Annotated in this window: 14 protein-coding genes, 1 tRNA gene and 1 pseudogene; 9 read left to right on the forward strand and 7 right to left on the reverse strand. The window is 65.1% G+C overall.

Features of this window, described 5'->3' with window-relative positions:
* Positions 1 to 171 precede the first annotated feature (171 nt).
* From ACJA3S_RS08235 to acnA, 3 genes are all read right to left on the reverse strand, one after another.
* Positions 172 to 1,737: a PAS domain-containing methyl-accepting chemotaxis protein gene (locus tag ACJA3S_RS08235; RefSeq protein ID WP_186690641.1), complete on the reverse strand. Its 1,566-nt coding sequence runs from the start codon at positions 1,735 to 1,737 to the stop codon at positions 172 to 174.
* A 198-nt stretch (positions 1,738 to 1,935) separates the two neighbouring features.
* Positions 1,936 to 2,712 (reverse strand): lysostaphin resistance A-like protein, encoded by a 777-nt coding sequence (locus tag ACJA3S_RS08240; protein ID WP_406821447.1) that lies wholly within the window; start codon positions 2,710 to 2,712, stop codon positions 1,936 to 1,938.
* 178 nt (positions 2,713 to 2,890) lie between these two features.
* The gene (acnA, locus tag ACJA3S_RS08245) at positions 2,891 to 5,632 is read right to left on the reverse strand and encodes an aconitate hydratase AcnA (RefSeq protein WP_406821448.1); all 2,742 of its coding nucleotides are present in this window, start codon (positions 5,630 to 5,632) and stop codon (positions 2,891 to 2,893) included.
* A 222-nt stretch (positions 5,633 to 5,854) separates the two neighbouring features.
* Between acnA and rlmM the strand changes: the two genes are divergently transcribed.
* The 4 genes from rlmM (at position 5,855) to pdxB (ending at position 8,735) form a co-directional block, all read left to right on the forward strand.
* On the forward strand, positions 5,855 to 6,919 hold the full coding sequence (gene rlmM, locus ACJA3S_RS08250; RefSeq protein WP_406821449.1) for a 23S rRNA (cytidine(2498)-2'-O)-methyltransferase RlmM: 1,065 nt from the start codon (positions 5,855 to 5,857) through the stop codon (positions 6,917 to 6,919).
* A 164-nt stretch (positions 6,920 to 7,083) separates the two neighbouring features.
* On the forward strand, positions 7,084 to 7,293 hold the full coding sequence (locus ACJA3S_RS08255; RefSeq protein ID WP_406821450.1) for a hypothetical protein: 210 nt from the start codon (positions 7,084 to 7,086) through the stop codon (positions 7,291 to 7,293).
* Positions 7,290 to 7,532, forward strand: a complete 243-nt coding sequence (gene tusA, locus ACJA3S_RS08260; RefSeq protein WP_170029072.1) for a sulfurtransferase TusA — start codon at positions 7,290 to 7,292, stop codon at positions 7,530 to 7,532. The genes ACJA3S_RS08255 and tusA overlap by 4 nt, the downstream gene beginning before the upstream one ends.
* A gap of 60 nt (positions 7,533 to 7,592) precedes the next feature.
* Entirely contained in the window at positions 7,593 to 8,735 is a 1,143-nt protein-coding gene (pdxB, locus tag ACJA3S_RS08265) for a 4-phosphoerythronate dehydrogenase PdxB (RefSeq protein ID WP_406821451.1), read from the forward strand.
* A gap of 104 nt (positions 8,736 to 8,839) precedes the next feature.
* On the opposite strand, the gene ACJA3S_RS08270 is transcribed toward pdxB, so the two are convergent.
* On the reverse strand, positions 8,840 to 9,013 hold the full coding sequence (locus ACJA3S_RS08270) for a PA1571 family protein (protein WP_406821452.1): 174 nt from the start codon (positions 9,011 to 9,013) through the stop codon (positions 8,840 to 8,842).
* Between the two features lie 212 nt (positions 9,014 to 9,225).
* Between ACJA3S_RS08270 and ACJA3S_RS08275 the strand changes: the two genes are divergently transcribed.
* From ACJA3S_RS08275 to ACJA3S_RS08285, 3 genes and pseudogenes are all read left to right on the forward strand, one after another.
* Positions 9,226 to 10,989 carry an ABC transporter transmembrane domain-containing protein gene (locus ACJA3S_RS08275; protein ID WP_406821453.1) on the forward strand — a complete coding sequence of 588 codons (1,764 nt, stop codon included), beginning with the start codon at positions 9,226 to 9,228 and terminating at the stop codon, positions 10,987 to 10,989.
* A gap of 741 nt (positions 10,990 to 11,730) precedes the next feature.
* A pseudogene (locus tag ACJA3S_RS08280) lies at positions 11,731 to 11,889 on the forward strand (HAMP domain-containing protein); the annotation flags it as partial.
* A gap of 171 nt (positions 11,890 to 12,060) precedes the next feature.
* On the forward strand, positions 12,061 to 12,774 hold the full coding sequence (locus ACJA3S_RS08285; RefSeq protein WP_406822221.1) for a methyl-accepting chemotaxis protein: 714 nt from the start codon (positions 12,061 to 12,063) through the stop codon (positions 12,772 to 12,774).
* Between the two features lie 95 nt (positions 12,775 to 12,869).
* Here the strand turns inward: ACJA3S_RS08285 and ACJA3S_RS08290 are convergent.
* Together ACJA3S_RS08290 and ACJA3S_RS08295 are read right to left on the reverse strand one after the other, a co-directional pair.
* Positions 12,870 to 12,946 (reverse strand) — tRNA-Pro (locus tag ACJA3S_RS08290).
* Between the two features lie 81 nt (positions 12,947 to 13,027).
* Positions 13,028 to 13,249, reverse strand: a complete 222-nt coding sequence (locus ACJA3S_RS08295; protein WP_025338312.1) for a YgdI/YgdR family lipoprotein — start codon at positions 13,247 to 13,249, stop codon at positions 13,028 to 13,030.
* 188 nt (positions 13,250 to 13,437) lie between these two features.
* Here ACJA3S_RS08295 and moaB point away from each other — a divergent pair, with 188 nt between their 5' ends.
* A complete protein-coding gene (gene moaB, locus ACJA3S_RS08300; protein WP_170029077.1) occupies positions 13,438 to 13,977 on the forward strand; it encodes a molybdenum cofactor biosynthesis protein B in 540 nt (179 codons plus the stop codon).
* Positions 13,961 to 15,187, forward strand: coding sequence for a gephyrin-like molybdotransferase Glp (gene glp, locus ACJA3S_RS08305; protein WP_406821454.1), 1,227 nt, complete (start codon positions 13,961 to 13,963; stop codon positions 15,185 to 15,187). Before moaB ends, glp begins: the two co-directional genes overlap by 17 nt.
* On the opposite strand, the gene ACJA3S_RS08310 is transcribed toward glp, so the two are convergent.
* Positions 15,176 to 16,423, reverse strand: a complete 1,248-nt coding sequence (locus ACJA3S_RS08310; protein ID WP_406821455.1) for a glycosyltransferase family 4 protein — start codon at positions 16,421 to 16,423, stop codon at positions 15,176 to 15,178. The genes glp and ACJA3S_RS08310 overlap by 12 nt on opposite strands.
* Positions 16,424 to 16,652: the final 229 nt, after the last annotated feature.

The following is a 16,652-nucleotide window of genomic DNA, read 5'->3' on the forward strand; positions in this document are numbered from 1 at the left end:
TGGCACCGGCTGTGCCGGTGTTCGCGGCTGAAGCCGCTCCTACAGGGATAGCGCCAATTGTAGAAGCGGATTTATCCGCGAAGCAGGCGACGCGGTGGTTGGCAGCGGCTTCGCCGGAGATCTCGGCTGCAGCCGCGCCTACAAGCCGGCGCAGTACCGCTGGCAACCGCCTTAGCGGTTGAAACGCTCCACCAGTGAGTACTGGGTACCCGCTGTGCTGGTCAGTTCCTCGCTCAGCAGCGCCGAGTGCTGGGCCTGTTCGGCAGTCTGGTCGGCCAGTTGGGCGATGGTGCTGATGTTGCGGCTGATCTCGTCCGCTACCGCCGTCTGCTCTTCTGTCGCTGCCGCAATCTGAGTCGCCATGTCGGTGATGTTGGCCACTGCTTCGCTGATTCCGACCAACGCCTCGTCGGCCTGCATCACGCGGTCCACGCCTTCCTGCGCCTGGCGGTGGCCGGTTTCCATGGTCAGCACGGCGTTGCTGGCAGTCTGTTGCAGCTTGGCGATCAGCCCATGGATCTGCCCGGTGGATTCGGCGGTGCGCTGCGCCAGCTGGCGCACTTCGTCGGCCACCACGGCAAAGCCACGGCCCATTTCACCCGCACGCGCCGCTTCGATGGCAGCGTTCAATGCCAGCAGGTTGGTTTGATCGGCGATGCCCTTGATCACGTCGACCACACCACCAATCTCGTCACTGTCCTTGGCCAGCTGAGTGACCGTCTGGCCCGTCTCGCCCACCGCCGCCGACAAACGCTCGATGGCTTCGCGGGTTTCCCCGGCAATCTGCCGGCCCTGGCTGGTCAGGCGGTTGGCTTCCTGGGTGGCATCGGCGGTGCGCTGCACGTGGTTGGCCACTTCCTGGGTGGTGGCGGCCATCTGGTTGACTGCGGCGGCGACTTGCTCGGTTTCCACGCGCTGGCGTTCCAGCCCCGAAGAGCTCTTGTGGGCCAGGGCGTCGGACTGGCGCGCCTGTTCGCTGAGGTGTTCGGCGCTGTCCTGCAGGCGGGTCAGGCAGGTTTTCATGCGTGCATCCTGGCTCAGCATGGCCATTTCCAGGCGTGCCTGTACCCCGCGGCTGTCGGTGTACATCTGGGCGATCAGCGGGTCGGAGGTGGTCTGTTCGGCCAGGCGCAGCAGGCGCTTGAGGCCGCGTTGCTGCCAGCCCAGGCCGAGCAGGCCCAGGGGTACCGAAAGCCCGGCGGCCAGGGCGAAGCCCCAGGAATGGCCGAGCCAGTTGCCGATCAGGAAGCCCACCTGGCTGATCAGGATGAACGGCAGCCAGTCCTGCAGCACCGGCAGCCACTTGTCGCGGCGTGGTACGGGCGGCTTGCCCTGGTTGATGCGCTGGTAGAGTGCCTCGGCGCGACGAATCTGTTCGGCAGTGGGTTTGACCCGCACCGATTCGAAACCAACCACCTGGTTATTGTCGAAGATCGGCGTGACGTAGGCGTTGACCCAGTAGTGGTCGCCGGACTTGCAGCGGTTCTTGACGATGCCCATCCATGGCTGGCCCTGCTTGAGGGTCTGCCACATGTGCGCGAACACGGCAGGTGGCACGTCCGGGTGGCGCACCAGGTTGTGCGGCGCGCCAGTCAGTTCTTCGCGGGTGAAACCACTGATCTCGATGAACGCATCGTTGCAGTAAGTGATCACACCTTTGGCATTGGTGGTGGAGATCAACCGCTGCTGGGCAGGGAAAGTCCTTTCTCTCTGAGTAATCGGCTGGTTGTTACGCATGGGTTGATAGTCCGCAGGGCTTTCCAAAGCTATCGGCAAGGCCCTGGTTTTATTGAGTGAATATTTGCAAGGCTTGATCTATGGCAATGAGCCATTATGTAATCTGGGTTAGACGCTGGACACGTTCAAGCTTGTTTGCGGCATTATTGCGTTTTTACTGCGGATTAATGACGTAGAAGTCAGATGATGACCGATTAGCTAGCGAAGAGCCAGCATTGGGTAGCTGAACAGCGCGAAATGCGCCAGGTTCAGGCCGAAATGGCAAAGCACGGCTGCCGCCAAGCCGCCCCAGCGGTACGCCAGGCCGTAGCCCACCCCGGCAAGCGTGGCCAGGTATACCCACTGCCAGCCAGCCCCCAGATGGGCCAGGCCGAACAGCATGGCGGCGGCGAACAACGCCAGCCCCTGATGGCGCAGCAAGCGCTGCAGGCCGCCTTGCAGATAACCGCGAAACAGCAGCTCTTCCGTCAAGCTGACCAACAGCAGGTTGTTCAACAGCCACAACCAGGCCTGCTCGGGCCATTTCGGCGCCCATGCAACCATGCCCAGGGCCCAGGCTCCGCCCAGGCAGGCCAGCAGGGTCAGGGGCAGGGCGCACAGCAAACTGACCGGCAGGCCCTGGCTGCGCCACAGGATCAGCCAAGGGCAGGCCAGCAGCAGCCAGGCGCCGATCAGCGGTTTGTCCAGGTTCAGGTACATCGTGAAAGGCTGGGCGCCGGGGCTGAGGGTGGCGCTGTCGATGACCTTGGCTGCGTGGAAACCAGGCAGCCAGTGCAGTGCCAGGGCGATAGCCAGCAGGATGAACATCCCATGGCCCAAGGCTTGCAGCCAGCGCTGCGGGCGACCAGCAAGCAGGGCGCTGGTGAGCAGGGCGAGGAAGGTGGGCAGGCTGGCGATGGCGAGGTTGCCGTGGCTCAGGGCGAGCGTGTAACCGAGGGCCAGGAGCAGGAGAGCGAGCAGGTGGAGGCGAGGCACGAGTGGTCCTTCTCGGGTAAATGGAAATGGGCCGCTGCCCATCGACTGGAGCGGCCTTGTGTCGCGACGGGCCGTATAGCGGCCCAAGATTTCAGCTTCGCCGCTACTTGCGAGTGGGGGCGCTACGCGCCCCATCGCGACACAAGGCCGCTCCTACAGCGGCCCAAGCATACCCGGTTCAGCCCGCGATCAATTGACGCAACACGTAATGCAGGATTCCCCCGGCCTTGAAATACTCCACCTCGTTCAAGGTATCGATCCGGCACAGCACCTCGATCTGTTCCTGTTGCCCGTCTTCGCGGGTGATGCGCAGGGGCAGGCTCATGCCCGGATGCAACTGTTCGCCGGTCAGGCCCAGGACATCGATCTGTTCCTTGCCGGTCAGCCCCAGCTGCTTGCGGTTGTGCCCGGCCATGAATTGCAGCGGCAGCACGCCCATGCCAACCAGGTTAGAGCGGTGAATGCGTTCGAAGCTTTCTGCCAGTACGGCCTTGACCCCCAGCAGGTTGGTGCCCTTGGCTGCCCAGTCGCGGCTCGAACCGGTGCCGTATTCCTGCCCGGCAATCACCACTAGCGGGGTGCCAGCCTGCTGGTAGCGCATGGCGGCGTCGTAGATCGACAGTTTCTCGCCGCTGGGCACATGCAAGGTATTGCCGCCTTCCTCGCCCGCGAGCATTTCGTTGCGGATACGGATGTTGGCGAAGGTACCGCGCATCATCACTTCATGGTTGCCGCGCCGCGAGCCGTAGGAGTTGAAGTCGCGTGGCTCCACGCCCTGGGCGCGCAGGTAGCGCCCGGCCGGGCTGTCGGCCTTGATGTTGCCTGCCGGGGAAATGTGGTCGGTGGTCACCGAGTCACCGAGCAACGCCAATATCCGTGCGCCGCGGATGTCGGTGACCTGTGGGGGTGGCCCGCCGATATCATCGAAGAATGGCGGGTGCTGGATGTAGGTGGAGTCGGCCTGCCACACGTAGGTGGCCGCCTGCGGTACCTCGATCGCCTGCCATTGCGCATCGCCGGCGAACACTTCGGCGTATTCCTTGTGGAACATCGCCGTGTCGACCTTGGCCACGGCAGCGGCAATTTCCTGCTGGCTGGGCCAGATGTCGCGCAGGTACACCGGCTGGCCATCGTTGCCGATACCCAGCGGGTCGCAGGTCAAGTCCAGGCGCACCGTGCCGGCCAGGGCATAGGCCACTACCAGCGGTGGCGAGGCCAGCCAGTTGGTCTTCACCAGCGGGTGCACGCGGCCTTCGAAGTTGCGGTTGCCCGACAATACCGAGGCTACGGTGAGGTCGGCGCTGCCGATGGCCTTTTCGATCGCATCATCCAGCGGGCCGGAGTTGCCGATGCAGGTGGTGCAGCCATAGCCGACCAGGTCGAAGCCCAACTGGTCGAGGTAAGTGCTGAGCCCGGCGGCCTTGAAGTAGTCGGTGACGACCTTGGAGCCCGGTGCCAGCGAGCTCTTGACCCAAGGTTTGCGTTGCAGGCCTTTTTCCAGAGCCTTTTTCGCCACCAGCCCGGCGGCCATCATCACGCTGGGGTTGGAGGTGTTGGTGCAGGAGGTGATCGCAGCGATCACCACCGCGCCATCGCGCAGCGTATGGGTCTGGCCTTGATGGCTGTAGTCGATTCCCCCGGCCTGGTCGGCGTTGCCCACCGCCACGCCGCCGCCGCCTTCGCTTTCCAGGCGGCCGACTTCCTTGGCCAGGGGTTTGGGTTGCAGTTCGATGAAGTGATCGAACGCCTGGCGCACCTGGCCCAGGGCCACGCGGTCCTGCGGCCGCTTGGGCCCGGCCAGGCTGGCCTCGACCTCGTGCATGTCCAGCGCCAGGCTGTCACTGAACAGCGGTTCCTGCCCTGGCACTCGCCACAAACCCTGGGTTTTGCAGTACTGCTCGACCAATTGCACGGTCGCCTCGGGGCGGCCTGACAGGCGCAGGTAGTCCAGGGTCACCTGGTCGACCGGGAAGAAACCGCAGGTGGCGCCGTATTCCGGGGCCATGTTGGCGATGGTTGCGCGGTCGGCCAGGGGCAGCTCGGCCAGGCCATCGCCATAGAACTCGACGAACTTGCCCACTACGCCTTTCTTGCGCAGCATCTGCGTCACCGTCAGCACCAGGTCGGTGGCGGTGATGCCTTCGCGCAGCTTGCCGGTCAGCTTAAAGCCGATCACTTCCGGAATCAGCATCGACACTGGCTGGCCGAGCATGGCCGCCTCCGCTTCGATGCCGCCCACGCCCCAGCCGAGCACGCCCAGGCCATTGATCATGGTGGTGTGCGAATCGGTACCGACCAGGGTGTCCGGGAAGGCGTAGGTGCGGCCATCGGCCTCACGGGTCCAGACGGTGCGGCCCAGGTATTCCAGGTTGACCTGGTGGCAGATCCCGGTACCTGGCGGTACCACGCGGAAGTTGTCGAAGGCGCTCTGGCCCCAGCGCAGGAACGCGTAGCGTTCACCGTTGCGCTGCATTTCGATGTCGACGTTCTCGCTGAAGGCCTGTGGCGTGCCGTAGCGGTCGACCATCACCGAGTGGTCGATCACCAGGTCCACCGGCGACAGCGGGTTGATCCGCTGCGGGTCGCCACCGGCCTTGGCCATGGCCGCGCGCATGGCGGCCAGGTCGACCACGGCCGGCACGCCGGTGAAGTCCTGCATCAGTACCCGTGCCGGGCGGTACTGGATCTCGCGGTCGGAGCGCCGCTCGTCCAGCCATTGGGCAAGGGCACGCAGGTCGTCGCCAGTGACAGTCTTGCCGTCCTCCCAGCGCAGCAGGTTTTCCAGCAGCACCTTCAGCGACATCGGCAGGCGCTGCAGGTCGCCCAGCCGTCGGGCAGCTTCGGGGAGGCTGAAGTAGTGGTAGGTCTGGTCACCCACCGTGAGGGACTTGAGGGTGTTCAGGCTATCGAGCGAGGGCATTGCCAACTCCTTCTGCGCCGGTGGCCGGCAATGGCTCAGGCCTGCCGGGGCACCGCTCTGTATCGGCCCGCACGCTGCGGACCTGGCTGAAAGGTCAGGTTAGACCGCTTTGCGCCACCTGACCCTTTTCTGGACCGGCGGGGCGTGTCGCGGGTTCCAATCTTCCTTTATCATCGCCGCCCTGCCGGCGCCTGTGGCGCGCCCGCCGTAGTGGAGTGAGAGATGAATACCCTGTTCATGCATTGCCGGCCCGGTTTCGAGGGCGAGGTTTGCGCCGAAATCAGCGAACATGCCGCACGCCTGGGCATTGCCGGCTATGCCAAAGGCAAGCCGCACAGTGCCAGCGCCGAGTTTGTCTGCAGCGAGGAGGGCGGTGCCGAGCGCTTGATGGGGGAAATGCGCTTCAATCAGCTGATTTTCCCGCGGCAATGGGCCCGTGGCGGTTATGTCGAGTTGCCGGAGAACGACCGCATCAGTGTGCTGCTGGCGCACCTGGCGGGGTTACCGGTGTTCGGCAGCCTGTGGCTGGAGGTGCTGGACAGCAACGAAGGCAAGGAGCTGTCGACGTTCTGCCGCAAGTTCGAGGTGCCGCTGCGCAAGGCGCTGGAAAAGGCCGGTCGCCTGGTCGACGATGCCAGCCGTCCACGCCTGCTGCTTACGTTCATCAGTGGCCGGCGCGTGTTCGCCGGCGTTGCCCCGGCCAACAACAGCGCGCTGTGGCCCATGGGTATCCCGCGGCTGAAGTTTCCCCGTGAGGCACCTAGCCGCTCGACGCTCAAGCTGGAAGAGGCCTGGCATCAATTCATCCCGCGCGAGCAATGGGCGCAGCGCCTGGGTGACGACATGACCGGTGTCGACCTGGGGGCCTCGCCGGGCGGCTGGACCTACCAGCTGGTGCGTCGGGGCATGCTGGTGACGGCCATCGACAACGGGCCGATGGCTGAAAGCCTGATGGATACCGGGTTGGTTCAGCACCTGATGGCCGATGGTTTTACCTGGCAGCCGAAGCAGCCGGTAGACTGGATGGTATGCGACATCGTCGAGAAGCCGGCGCGCACTACCGCGCTGATCGAAACCTGGCTGGGCGAGGGCTTGTGCCGCGAAGCGGTGGTCAACCTGAAATTGCCGATGAAGCAGCGCTATGCCGAAGTGCGGCGGCTGCTCGAGCGCATGGAGGCGACATTCAAGGCACGCAAGATCAAGGTGTCGATTGCCTGCAAGCAGCTGTACCACGACCGTGAGGAAGTGACTTGCCACCTGCGTCGAATGGACTTGAAACCGCGTTGAGCAATGCCCGGAAATCGCCGTTGCCGTTGCCGTTGCCGTTGCCGTTGCCGTTGCCGTTGCCGTTGCCGTTGCTTTTGCTTTTAAGCGCGCGATAGTTCAGGCGCCGCCGAATGCGACTTCAGGAGGCCGAGCGAAGGGCTTGCGGAGGGGGGTGACGGGCATGGATGCCCGTCACCCCCCTCCGCAAGCCCTTCGTTCGGCCTCCTGAAGTCGCGAAGATCAAGATCAAGATCAAGATCAAGATCAAAAGCAAAGCAAAGCAAAGCAAGAGCAAGCGCAAGAGCAAGCGCAAGAAGAACGAGTGGGGCGTGTGGTGCTTGGAGCGCGTCGCGCTATGCGCGACAATGGCGAATCATTTGCGGAGCCCCCCATGACCGAATTCACCCCCGACGCCATCCTCGACGCCACCGGCCTGAACTGCCCGGAACCGGTGATGATGCTGCACCAGCACGTACGCGACCTCGCCGCTGGCGGCCTGCTCAAGGTCATCGCCACCGACCCCTCGACCCGTCGCGATATCCCCAAGTTCTGCAACTTCCTCGGCCACGAACTGCTGCAGCAGCAGGAAGACGCCGGCACCTTCCTGTACTGGATTCGCAAGAAAGCCGACTGAAGCGCTCTGGAACACGCCCCGCGTTGCGCCTACACTGCGTTCCCCAGACAGGAGAGCGCCATGCTGATAGTTGCCGACGAGAACATCCCGCTGCTCGATGCCTTCTTCCAGGGCTTCGGCGAAATCCGCCGTTATCCGGGCCGAAGCCTCGATGCCGCCAGCGTCAAGGACGCCGACATCCTGCTGGTGCGCTCGGTGACCAAGGTCGATCGCCAGTTGCTCGAAGGCAGCCGCGTGCGCTTTGTCGGCACCTGCACCATCGGCACCGACCACCTCGACCTCGACTACTTTGCCGAAGCTGGCATCCGCTGGAGCAGCGCGCCGGGCTGCAATGCCCGTGGCGTGGTGGATTACGTGCTGGGGAGCCTGCTGACCCTGGCCGAACTGGATGGCGTCGCATTGCCCGAGCGGGTGTATGGCGTGGTGGGTGCAGGTGAGGTAGGCGGGCGCCTGGTGCGGGTACTGCACGGCCTGGGCTGGAAGGTGCTGGTGTGTGACCCGTTGCGCCAGGCCGCCGAAGGCGGCGACTACGTCAGCCTCGATACCCTCCTGCAACAATGCGATGTGATCAGCCTGCATACGCCCTTGCAGCGCGGCGGCCAGCACCCGACCTGGCACCTGCTGGGCCAGGCACAGCTGTCACAACTGCGCCCCGGCGCCTGGTTGATCAATGCCAGCCGCGGCCCGGTGGTGGACAACAGCGCCCTGCGCGAACTGCTGCTCGACCGTGAAGATGTACATGCGGTGCTGGACGTGTGGGAGGGCGAGCCGCAAGTCGACCTGCAACTGGCCGACCTGTGCACCCTGGCCTCACCGCATATTGCCGGCTATAGCCTCGACGGTCGCCAGCGTGGCACGGCGCAGATCTACCAGGCGCTGTGCCGCTTCCTCGGCGTGGAAGCACAGGTGCAACTGACCGACCTGCTACCACGCCCGCCACTGGCACAGATCGAGCTGGATGCCCATGCCGACCCCGCCTGGGCCCTGGCCACCCTGTGCCGCGCCGTGTACGACCCGCGCCGTGACGACGCCGATTTCCGCCGCAGCCTCAGCGACGACCCGCAGCAGCAGCGCGCGGCATTCGACCAGTTGCGCAAACAGTACCCGCCACGGCGCGAGATCGAAGGCCTGGCGGTGCGCTTGCGCGGTGAGTCGCCGCAGTTGGCGCAATTGGTGAGCGCCTTGGGTGGGGTGCTGGTCTGACAGCGTTCGCCAGAGGTGCGTGATCCCCTGCAAGGGGCGGCGTACGCCGACTGCAAGGCAAATAAAAACCCGGCGCAAGCGCCGGGTTACAAGGGATTCGCCGATCAACCTTTGCGTACGCGCTCGACCCGGCTTTCTTCCAGGGCCTTGCAGGCCTGCTGGATCATCTGCTCGGTAATCGGTACCTCGCGCCCCTGGGCGTCGATGATCGAGCCGCACACCTGCGTGGGTGGGATGGGGCGGGGCTTCTGGTTGTCGCTGCCATGCTGCAAGCTCATGTAATGCCTCCTTATCAGGTTCAAGCTCAGGGTAACCCTGCGCCGTGACTGGCCTGTAAAACCTACCGCCGCGTCCCGGCAGAAATACTCCAGCAGAAACGGCGGCAAAGCTCCAGCGCTTGGTTAGACCGATAGGCTATAGCGACCTGCAAGGGTTCCCTGGCCGCCGATGAGTGGTAGGCTGCGGTTTCCCCGTTCTTGTGGTCACCGCCATGCCTGAATCGGTTTCCCCACGTCAACGCCGAGCCTTGCGCCTGGGTTGGCAGTTCCTCCGTCCATACCGTCGACAGATGCTGCTGGCGTTGCTGGCCCTGGTGGTCACGGCTGCCATTACCTTGTCCATGGGGCAGGGCATCCGCCTGCTGGTCGACCAAGGCTTCATGACCCGCTCCGCGCACCAGCTCAACCAGACCATCAGCCTGTTCCTGCTGCTGGTGCTGGCCCTGGCGGTGGGTACCTTCAGCCGCTTCTACCTGGTGTCATGGATCGGCGAGCGCTGCGTGGCCGACATCCGACGGGCTGTGTTCGACCACCTGATCGGCCTGCACCCCGGCTTTTTCGAGGACAACCGCAGCTCCGAGATCCAATCGCGGCTGACCGCCGACACCACCTTGCTGCAGTCGGTAATCGGTTCGTCATTGTCGATGTTCCTGCGCAACGCGCTGATGGTCATCGGCGGCGTGGTATTGCTGTTCATCACCAACCCCAAGCTCACCAGCATCGTGGTCGTGGCGCTGCCGCTGGTGCTGGCGCCGATCCTGCTGTTCGGCCGCCGGGTCCGCCGCCTGTCGCGGCAGAGCCAGGACCGTGTAGCCGACGTGGGCAGTTACGTAGCCGAGACCCTCGGCCAGATCAAGACCGTGCAGGCCTACAACCACGAGGCACATGACCGCAAGGTGTTCGCTGGCGCGGTGGAGGCGGCGTTCGCCGTGGCGCGGCAACGCATCGCCCAGCGTGCCTGGCTGATTACCCTGGTGATCGTGCTGGTGCTCGGCGCGGTGGGGGTGATGTTGTGGGTGGGCGGCATGGATGTGATCGCCGGGCGGATCTCGGCGGGTGAGCTGGCCGCCTTCGTGTTCTACAGCCTGCTGGTCGGCAGTGCCTTCGGCACCCTCAGCGAAGTGATCGGCGAGCTGCAGCGTGCGGCGGGCGCAGCCGAGCGCATTGCCGAACTGCTGGCGGCACGCACGGCGATCCTCGCGCCCAGGGTGGCGCGGGTGCTGCCGCAGCAACGGGCCAGTGGGCATATCGAGCTGCAGGAACTGCTGTTCGCCTATCCGTCACGGCCCGCGGTCGCAGCTGTCGATGGCCTCAGCCTGACCATCGAGCCGGGGCAGACCGTGGCGCTGGTGGGCCCTTCGGGGGCGGGCAAGTCGACCTTGTTCGATCTGTTGCTGCGCTTCTACGACCCACAGCAAGGGCGCATCCTGCTCGACGGCGAGGCGATTACCGAACTGGACCCCGAGCAATTGCGCCGGCAGTTCGCCCTGGTGGCGCAAGTCCCCGCGCTGTTCCGCGGCACGGTCGAGGCCAATATCCGCTATGGGCGGCCCGAGGCCACCTTGGCCGAGGTCGAGGCGGCGGCCCGTGGTGCTCATGCCGACACGTTCATCCGGCAACTGCCCCAGGGTTACCAGACCCCGCTGGGCGAAGGGGGCATCGGCCTGTCTGGCGGCCAGCGGCAACGCCTGGCCATCGCCCGGGCGTTGCTGGTCGATGCGCCGATCCTGTTGCTGGACGAAGCCACCAGCGCCCTCGACGCGCAGAGTGAACACTTGATCCAGCAGGCACTGCCCAGCCTGATGGCCGGGCGCACCACCGTGGTGATCGCCCATCGCCTGGCCACGGTACAGCATGCTGACCGTATCGCCGTCATCGACAAGGGCCGGCTGGTGGCGATAGGCACGCATCGCCAATTGATCGAAACCAGCCCGCTTTATGCGCGCTTGGCAGCCTTGCAGTTCACCACCGGCTAGCTTGTCGTGGCTCTGTAACATTTCTGTAGTATTTGCCTGAGAGTATCTGTCTCAACTGTTGCGCGCTTGACCTGGCTGCCATTGCTTGATGGCAGCCTTTTTTTGGCCTGCCAGTAACCGGGGCTGCGTCGTCGGCCCCAGCCTTCCCCCTGGTTTCCGAGATCCAAGATGTTGCGTAAATCCCTCAGAGTGCAAATTCTCTCGCTGCTCGGTGGCAGCCTGCTGGCCATGCTGCTGATCGCCCTGGTGTGCTTCCAGGTCCTCTCGTCCAGCGTGCGCGGCTATGCCGAGCTGGTGGACGGGCCGCTGCGGGCCTCGCAATTGATTGACGAAGCCAACCTGCAGTTCAAGATCCAGGTGCAGGAATGGAAGAACGTGCTGTTGCGCGGCCGCCAACCCGCTGACATGGACAAGTACTGGCAGCAGTTCCAGGCCCGCGAGCAGCAGGTGCAGCAACTGCTCGGGCAATTGATCGAGAGCAGCGACGCGCGTCTCAAGGCACCGCTGCAGCAACTGCGCGACAGCCACCGGCAGCTTGGCCAGGCCTATGCGCAGGGCCGCCAGGCGTTCCTGGCGGCGGGGGGCGACCCGGTTGCTGGCGACCAGGCGGTCAAGGGGGTGGACCGTGCCGCCAGCGAGCAGATGAGCGAGCTGGTCGAGCAACTGCGGGCCGATGCCCGCCAGCGCGCCGCCAGCCTCAGTACCGGCGCCGAACGCACGGTATGGCTGGGCCTGTTGGTAATGCTCGCCTCGGCGGTACTGGTGGGGCTGTTCAGCCTGTGGCTGGTCAACCGCAGCCTGATCGAGCCGATCCGCCAGTTGATCGACTATGTCGCACAGCTCAGCCAGGGCCGCTTTGCGGCGCGGGTAGACAGCCGCCGCGAGGATGAACTGGGGCGCCTGGCGCGGGCGGCCAATACCTTGCGCGATTTCCTCGCCGATACCGTCGGCCGCCTGCAGGACAACGCCCAGGAGCTGGAGGGTGCCAGCGGCCAGCTGCGCAACATCGCTGGCGACATGGCCCGTGGCACCCATGACCAGTTCCAGCGCACTGACCAGGTGGCCACGGCCATGCACGAGATGTCTGCCACCGCCCAGGAAGTCGCACGCCATGCCGCTGAGGCGGCCCGCGCCGCGGACGATGCCGACCACAGTGCCCAGGCGGGCGAGCAGGTGATGCAGCAGACCATCGACATCATCGGCGTGGTCAACCGCGAGATTGCCGGCACGGCGACGGTGATTCGCGACCTGGAGCATGACAGCACGCGCATTGGCAAAGTCCTCGAAGTGATCCGTGGCATAGCCGAACAGACCAACCTGCTGGCGCTCAACGCGGCCATCGAGGCGGCCCGCGCCGGCGAGGCCGGTCGTGGCTTTGCCGTGGTCGCCGATGAGGTGCGCAGCCTCGCCCAGCGCACGGCGGCGTCGATTGCCGAGATTCAGCAGATCATCGAAGCGGTGCAGTTGGGGGCAGTGGAAGCGGTCAAGGCCATCGAAAGCGGCCAGCAGCGTAGCGAGGAGGGCGCCGCGCAGGTGCAGCAGGCCGGGCAGATGCTGCAGCGCATCACCCTGGCAGTAGAGGCCATCCGCGACATGAACCGGCAGATCGCCACGGCGGCCGAGGAGCAGACCAGCGTGGCCGAGGACATCTCGCGCAACCTGATCGAGATTACCCGCATCGCCACGGCCAACCAAGAGGCGGTGCAGCACACCGAACAGGCCGGGCAGCGTCTGCATGGGTTGTCGGGGCAACTGGGCGAGGTCACCTCACGCCTCACTGCTTGAGGCGTTCCGGCGTTCATGCGGTCCCTGCAGAAGCGGGGACCCTTTCTCGGATGCAACAAAAAGCCCGCACAATGGCGGGCTTTTTGATCAGGATTTGGTCGGAGAGACAGGATTCGAACCTGCGGCCTTCTCGTCCCGAACGAGACGCGCTACCTGGCTGCGCTACACTCCGATGAAGGAAATCCTACTGCATCCTGTTTTTGCACGCAACCCCTTGTTGTTAAAAGGGCGTTTGCAAAAAAGCATGCTGCAATCAGAGCTCTTTCACGGTGCGAATCTGGTCCTTGTTCAGGCGCGTGCGCTTGCCATCCAGTTGCTCGAATTCGTAGAAGCCGGAGTCTTCATCGAATTTTGGCGTGTCGGTGGCCTGGATTTCGCGACCGTCGTTCAGGGTAATGACGGTTGGCGATGCGCAGCCTGCCAGGGCGCCCAGGCCCAAGGCGAGCAGGAAGGCGGGTAGGGTCCGTTGAATCATCGTGTTTCTCCAGTGCGATGGTGCTAGATGACATTAAGACGCAGGGCGTCCACGCAAGTTCCTTCTACAGTGCAGCATAGCCGCTCAGCCAAGGCATTGACCAAGAGCAACAGCCACGGGCGTGACGCTGTGATGGCGGCGCGCTGTGTTATAACTGCGGCCATCCCATCTTGTTGTGACGGACCTCCATGAAAGCCAAGGCAGATACCCCCTTCGTGCCGCTGAACATCGCCGTGCTCACGGTCAGCGACACCCGAACCTTCGACACCGACACGTCCGGCCAGCTGTTCGTTGACCGGCTGAATGCAGCCGGCCACCGCCTGGCCGAGCGTGTGCTGCTGAAAGACGACCTGTACAAGATCCGCGCGCAGGTTGCCACCTGGATTGCCGATGACAACGTGCAAGTGGTGCTGATTACCGGCGGCACCGGCTTCACCGGGCGTGACAGCACGCCAGAGGCGGTAGCGTGCCTGCTGGACAAGCAGGTGGAAGGCTTCGGCGAGCTGTTCCGGCAGATTTCCGTGGCCGATATCGGCACCTCCACCGTGCAGTCGCGCGCCCTCGCCGGGCTGGCCAACGGCACTCTGGTGTGCTGCCTGCCGGGGTCGACCAATGCGGTGCGCACCGGCTGGGACGGTATCCTCGCGGAGCAGCTGGATGCTCGCCATCGCCCGTGCAACTTCGTCGCGCACCTGAAGCAGGCTGCGGCCTGTGACAGCCGTGGCTGAGGTCCACCAGGCCCGGCCGCTGATGCCGGTGGAACAGGCCCTGGCGCAACTGCTGGCCTTGGCCGAGGCCGCCCCGATCAGCGACGCCGAGAGCCTGCCGCTGGCGGAGGCCGAGGGCCGTGTGCTGGCCAGCGCTCTGCTGGCCCCGCTCGACCTGCCGCCTTGGCCGAACAGCGCCATGGACGGTTATGCCCTGCGCCTGGCCGACTGGCACGGCGAGCCGCTGCCGGTCAGCCAGCGGATCTTCGCTGGCCATGCGCCGCAACCGCTGCAACCGGGCACCTGTGCACGGATCTTCACCGGCGCGCCGCTCCCTGACGGCGCCGACTGCGTCGAGATGCAGGAAAACACCGCCGATGTGGAAGAGGGCCGGGTCCGCTTCCTCGAACCGTTGAAAGCTGGGCAGAACATTCGTCCCCAGGGCCAGGAAACCCGCAAGGGCGAGCAGGTGATGAACGCCGGCACCCGGCTGGGGCCGATCGAGCTGGGCCTGGCCGCCAGCCTGGGTTACGACCGCCTGCAGGTGGTGCGCAAGGTGCGGGTGGCAGTGCTGTCCACGGGTGACGAACTGGTCGAGCCCGGCCTGCCGCTGGGGCCGGGGCAGATCTACAACAGCAACCGCCAGCTACTGGTCAGCTGGCTGCAGCGGCTGGGCTGCGAGGTAGTCGATGCGGGCATCCTGCCGGATGACCTGGCGCGCACCCGCGCCTGCCTGGCCGAGCTGGTCGGTGTCGACCTGATCCTGTCCACGGGCGGCGTTTCGGTGGGCGAAGCCGACTACCTCGGTGCCGCCCTGCGCGAAGCGGGCGAGCTGGCCTTGTGGAAGCTGGCAATCAAGCCGGGCAAACCGTTGACCTTCGGCCACTACCAAGGTGTGCCGGTGATCGGCCTGCCCGGCAACCCGGCGTCGACCTTGGTCACGTTTGGCCTGCTGGCCCGGCCCTATCTGTTGCGGCGCCAGGGCGTGGCCGACGTCACGCCGCTACGTTTCGACCTGCCGGCAGGCTTCGATTGGCCCAAGCCCGGCACCCGTCGCGAATACTTGCGTGCCCGCATCGAGCAGGGCCAGGTGCGCATCTACAAGAACCAGAGCTCTGGCGTGCTGCGCAGTGCAGCCTGGGCCGAAGGTTTGGTGGAGGTGCGCGAAGGCAGCACGCCGAAGCAGGGTGACTACGTGCCGTTCATCCCGTTCAGCGAGCTACTTGGCTGACCGGCCCAGCCAGGCGCTGGGCAGCGGCGCGGCCTCGGCCGCTGCCACCTGGGCCAGGCGCATGTGTACATTCTCCAATTGCTGGGCGGCCACCCGCCAATCATGGCGCTGGCGGGCGAACTCGCGCCCGGCAGCGCCCAGCTGGCTCATGCGCCAGGGCTGGTTGAGCAGCTGTGTGATCAACAAGGCCAGCTGGTCGCCGTCGTCGCTGCCCAGGTAATGCTCGCCGTTGTTCACCGCCAGGCCAGAAACGCCTTTGCCAGTGGTGATGACCGGCAAGCCGGCGGCCATCGCTTCGAGGATCTTCACCTTGGAGCCACCGGCATGACGCAGCGGCGCAAAGAACAGTGCCGAGCGCCGCTGCAGCTCACGCAGGTCCGGGCAATAGCCCAGCCATTCGATGCGCGGGTCGTTCCAGTGCAGCTTCCAGCTGGCCGGCATGGCATGCCCGGCGATGGCCAGGCGCACCGCCGGATTGCTCATCCACACTTGCGGCAGGATGTCTTCCAGCGCCCATTCGATCGCCTCCAGGTTGGCGCCGCACTCGAAGTTGCCCACGAACAGCAGGCGCTGGCTGTGCAGCGCCGGTTCCACGAACTGGTAGAAATCGCAATCCACGCCATTGACCACCACGTTTACCGGGCGCCCGCTGAGCTGCGCGATCAACTCGGCGTCGTGGCTGCTGACCGTCACCAGTTCGGTGGGCTGGCGCAATACCCGCTGTTCCCAGCGCCGGCAGCGCCACCGGTCGAAGGCATTGAACGGGCGCAGCCACAGCGGCAGGCGGTCGTGGTTGGCACCGCCTGTCAGCGACTCCAGGGTGTGTTCGCTGAGCATATACGGCAGCCTGCGGCTCTGCAGGGCCGTTTCGAAGGGCTGGAAACTGTAGCTGTGCTCGATCTGGATCACGTCCCAGGGCTCGTCCAGCAATTGCTCGAAGCGCTGCCGCAGGCGCGGCGCCAGGCCATTGATGATCGCCCGCATGGGGTAGTCGAGGATGGGCGAAGCCAGCAGGTTGAGCGGGCTGTGCAGGGGCCGGCGGGGCAGTACGATCAGGCGTTCGAGCAACGGCTCCAGGGCCTCGCGGGTCGCCTCGTCGAGGGCGATTTTCGATTGCACCAGCAGGGTGATCCGGTGGCCGCGCTGGGCCAGTGCGCGCAGTAGATGGTATTGCCGGGTCTTGCTGCCGCTGGTGGTCGGCCAGGGCAGGTAAGGCAGCGTCCAGAGAATGCGCATGACCCGGAGTCCTCGCTGAAGGTCACGGATGACAAGGCATGCGCGTCGGCAGGCGTGCACACCATTGCCGGTGGGGCGCGTCCTTGGCCAGGGTTGAGGCAGGCCCGGGCAAACAGGCGTCAATAGGCTGGCTGGCCTGGAAAGACTCCCTGCTCGGGTCAAAAACTTGTCGATGCATCAGCCAAGCATAGCCGGGCCTGTGCGATGCTGTGAAAAAACACCGGTTGAG

The organism is Pseudomonas sp. KnCO4 (assembly GCF_045344305.1).
GTDB classification, from domain to species: domain Bacteria; phylum Pseudomonadota; class Gammaproteobacteria; order Pseudomonadales; family Pseudomonadaceae; genus Aquipseudomonas; species Aquipseudomonas anuradhapurensis.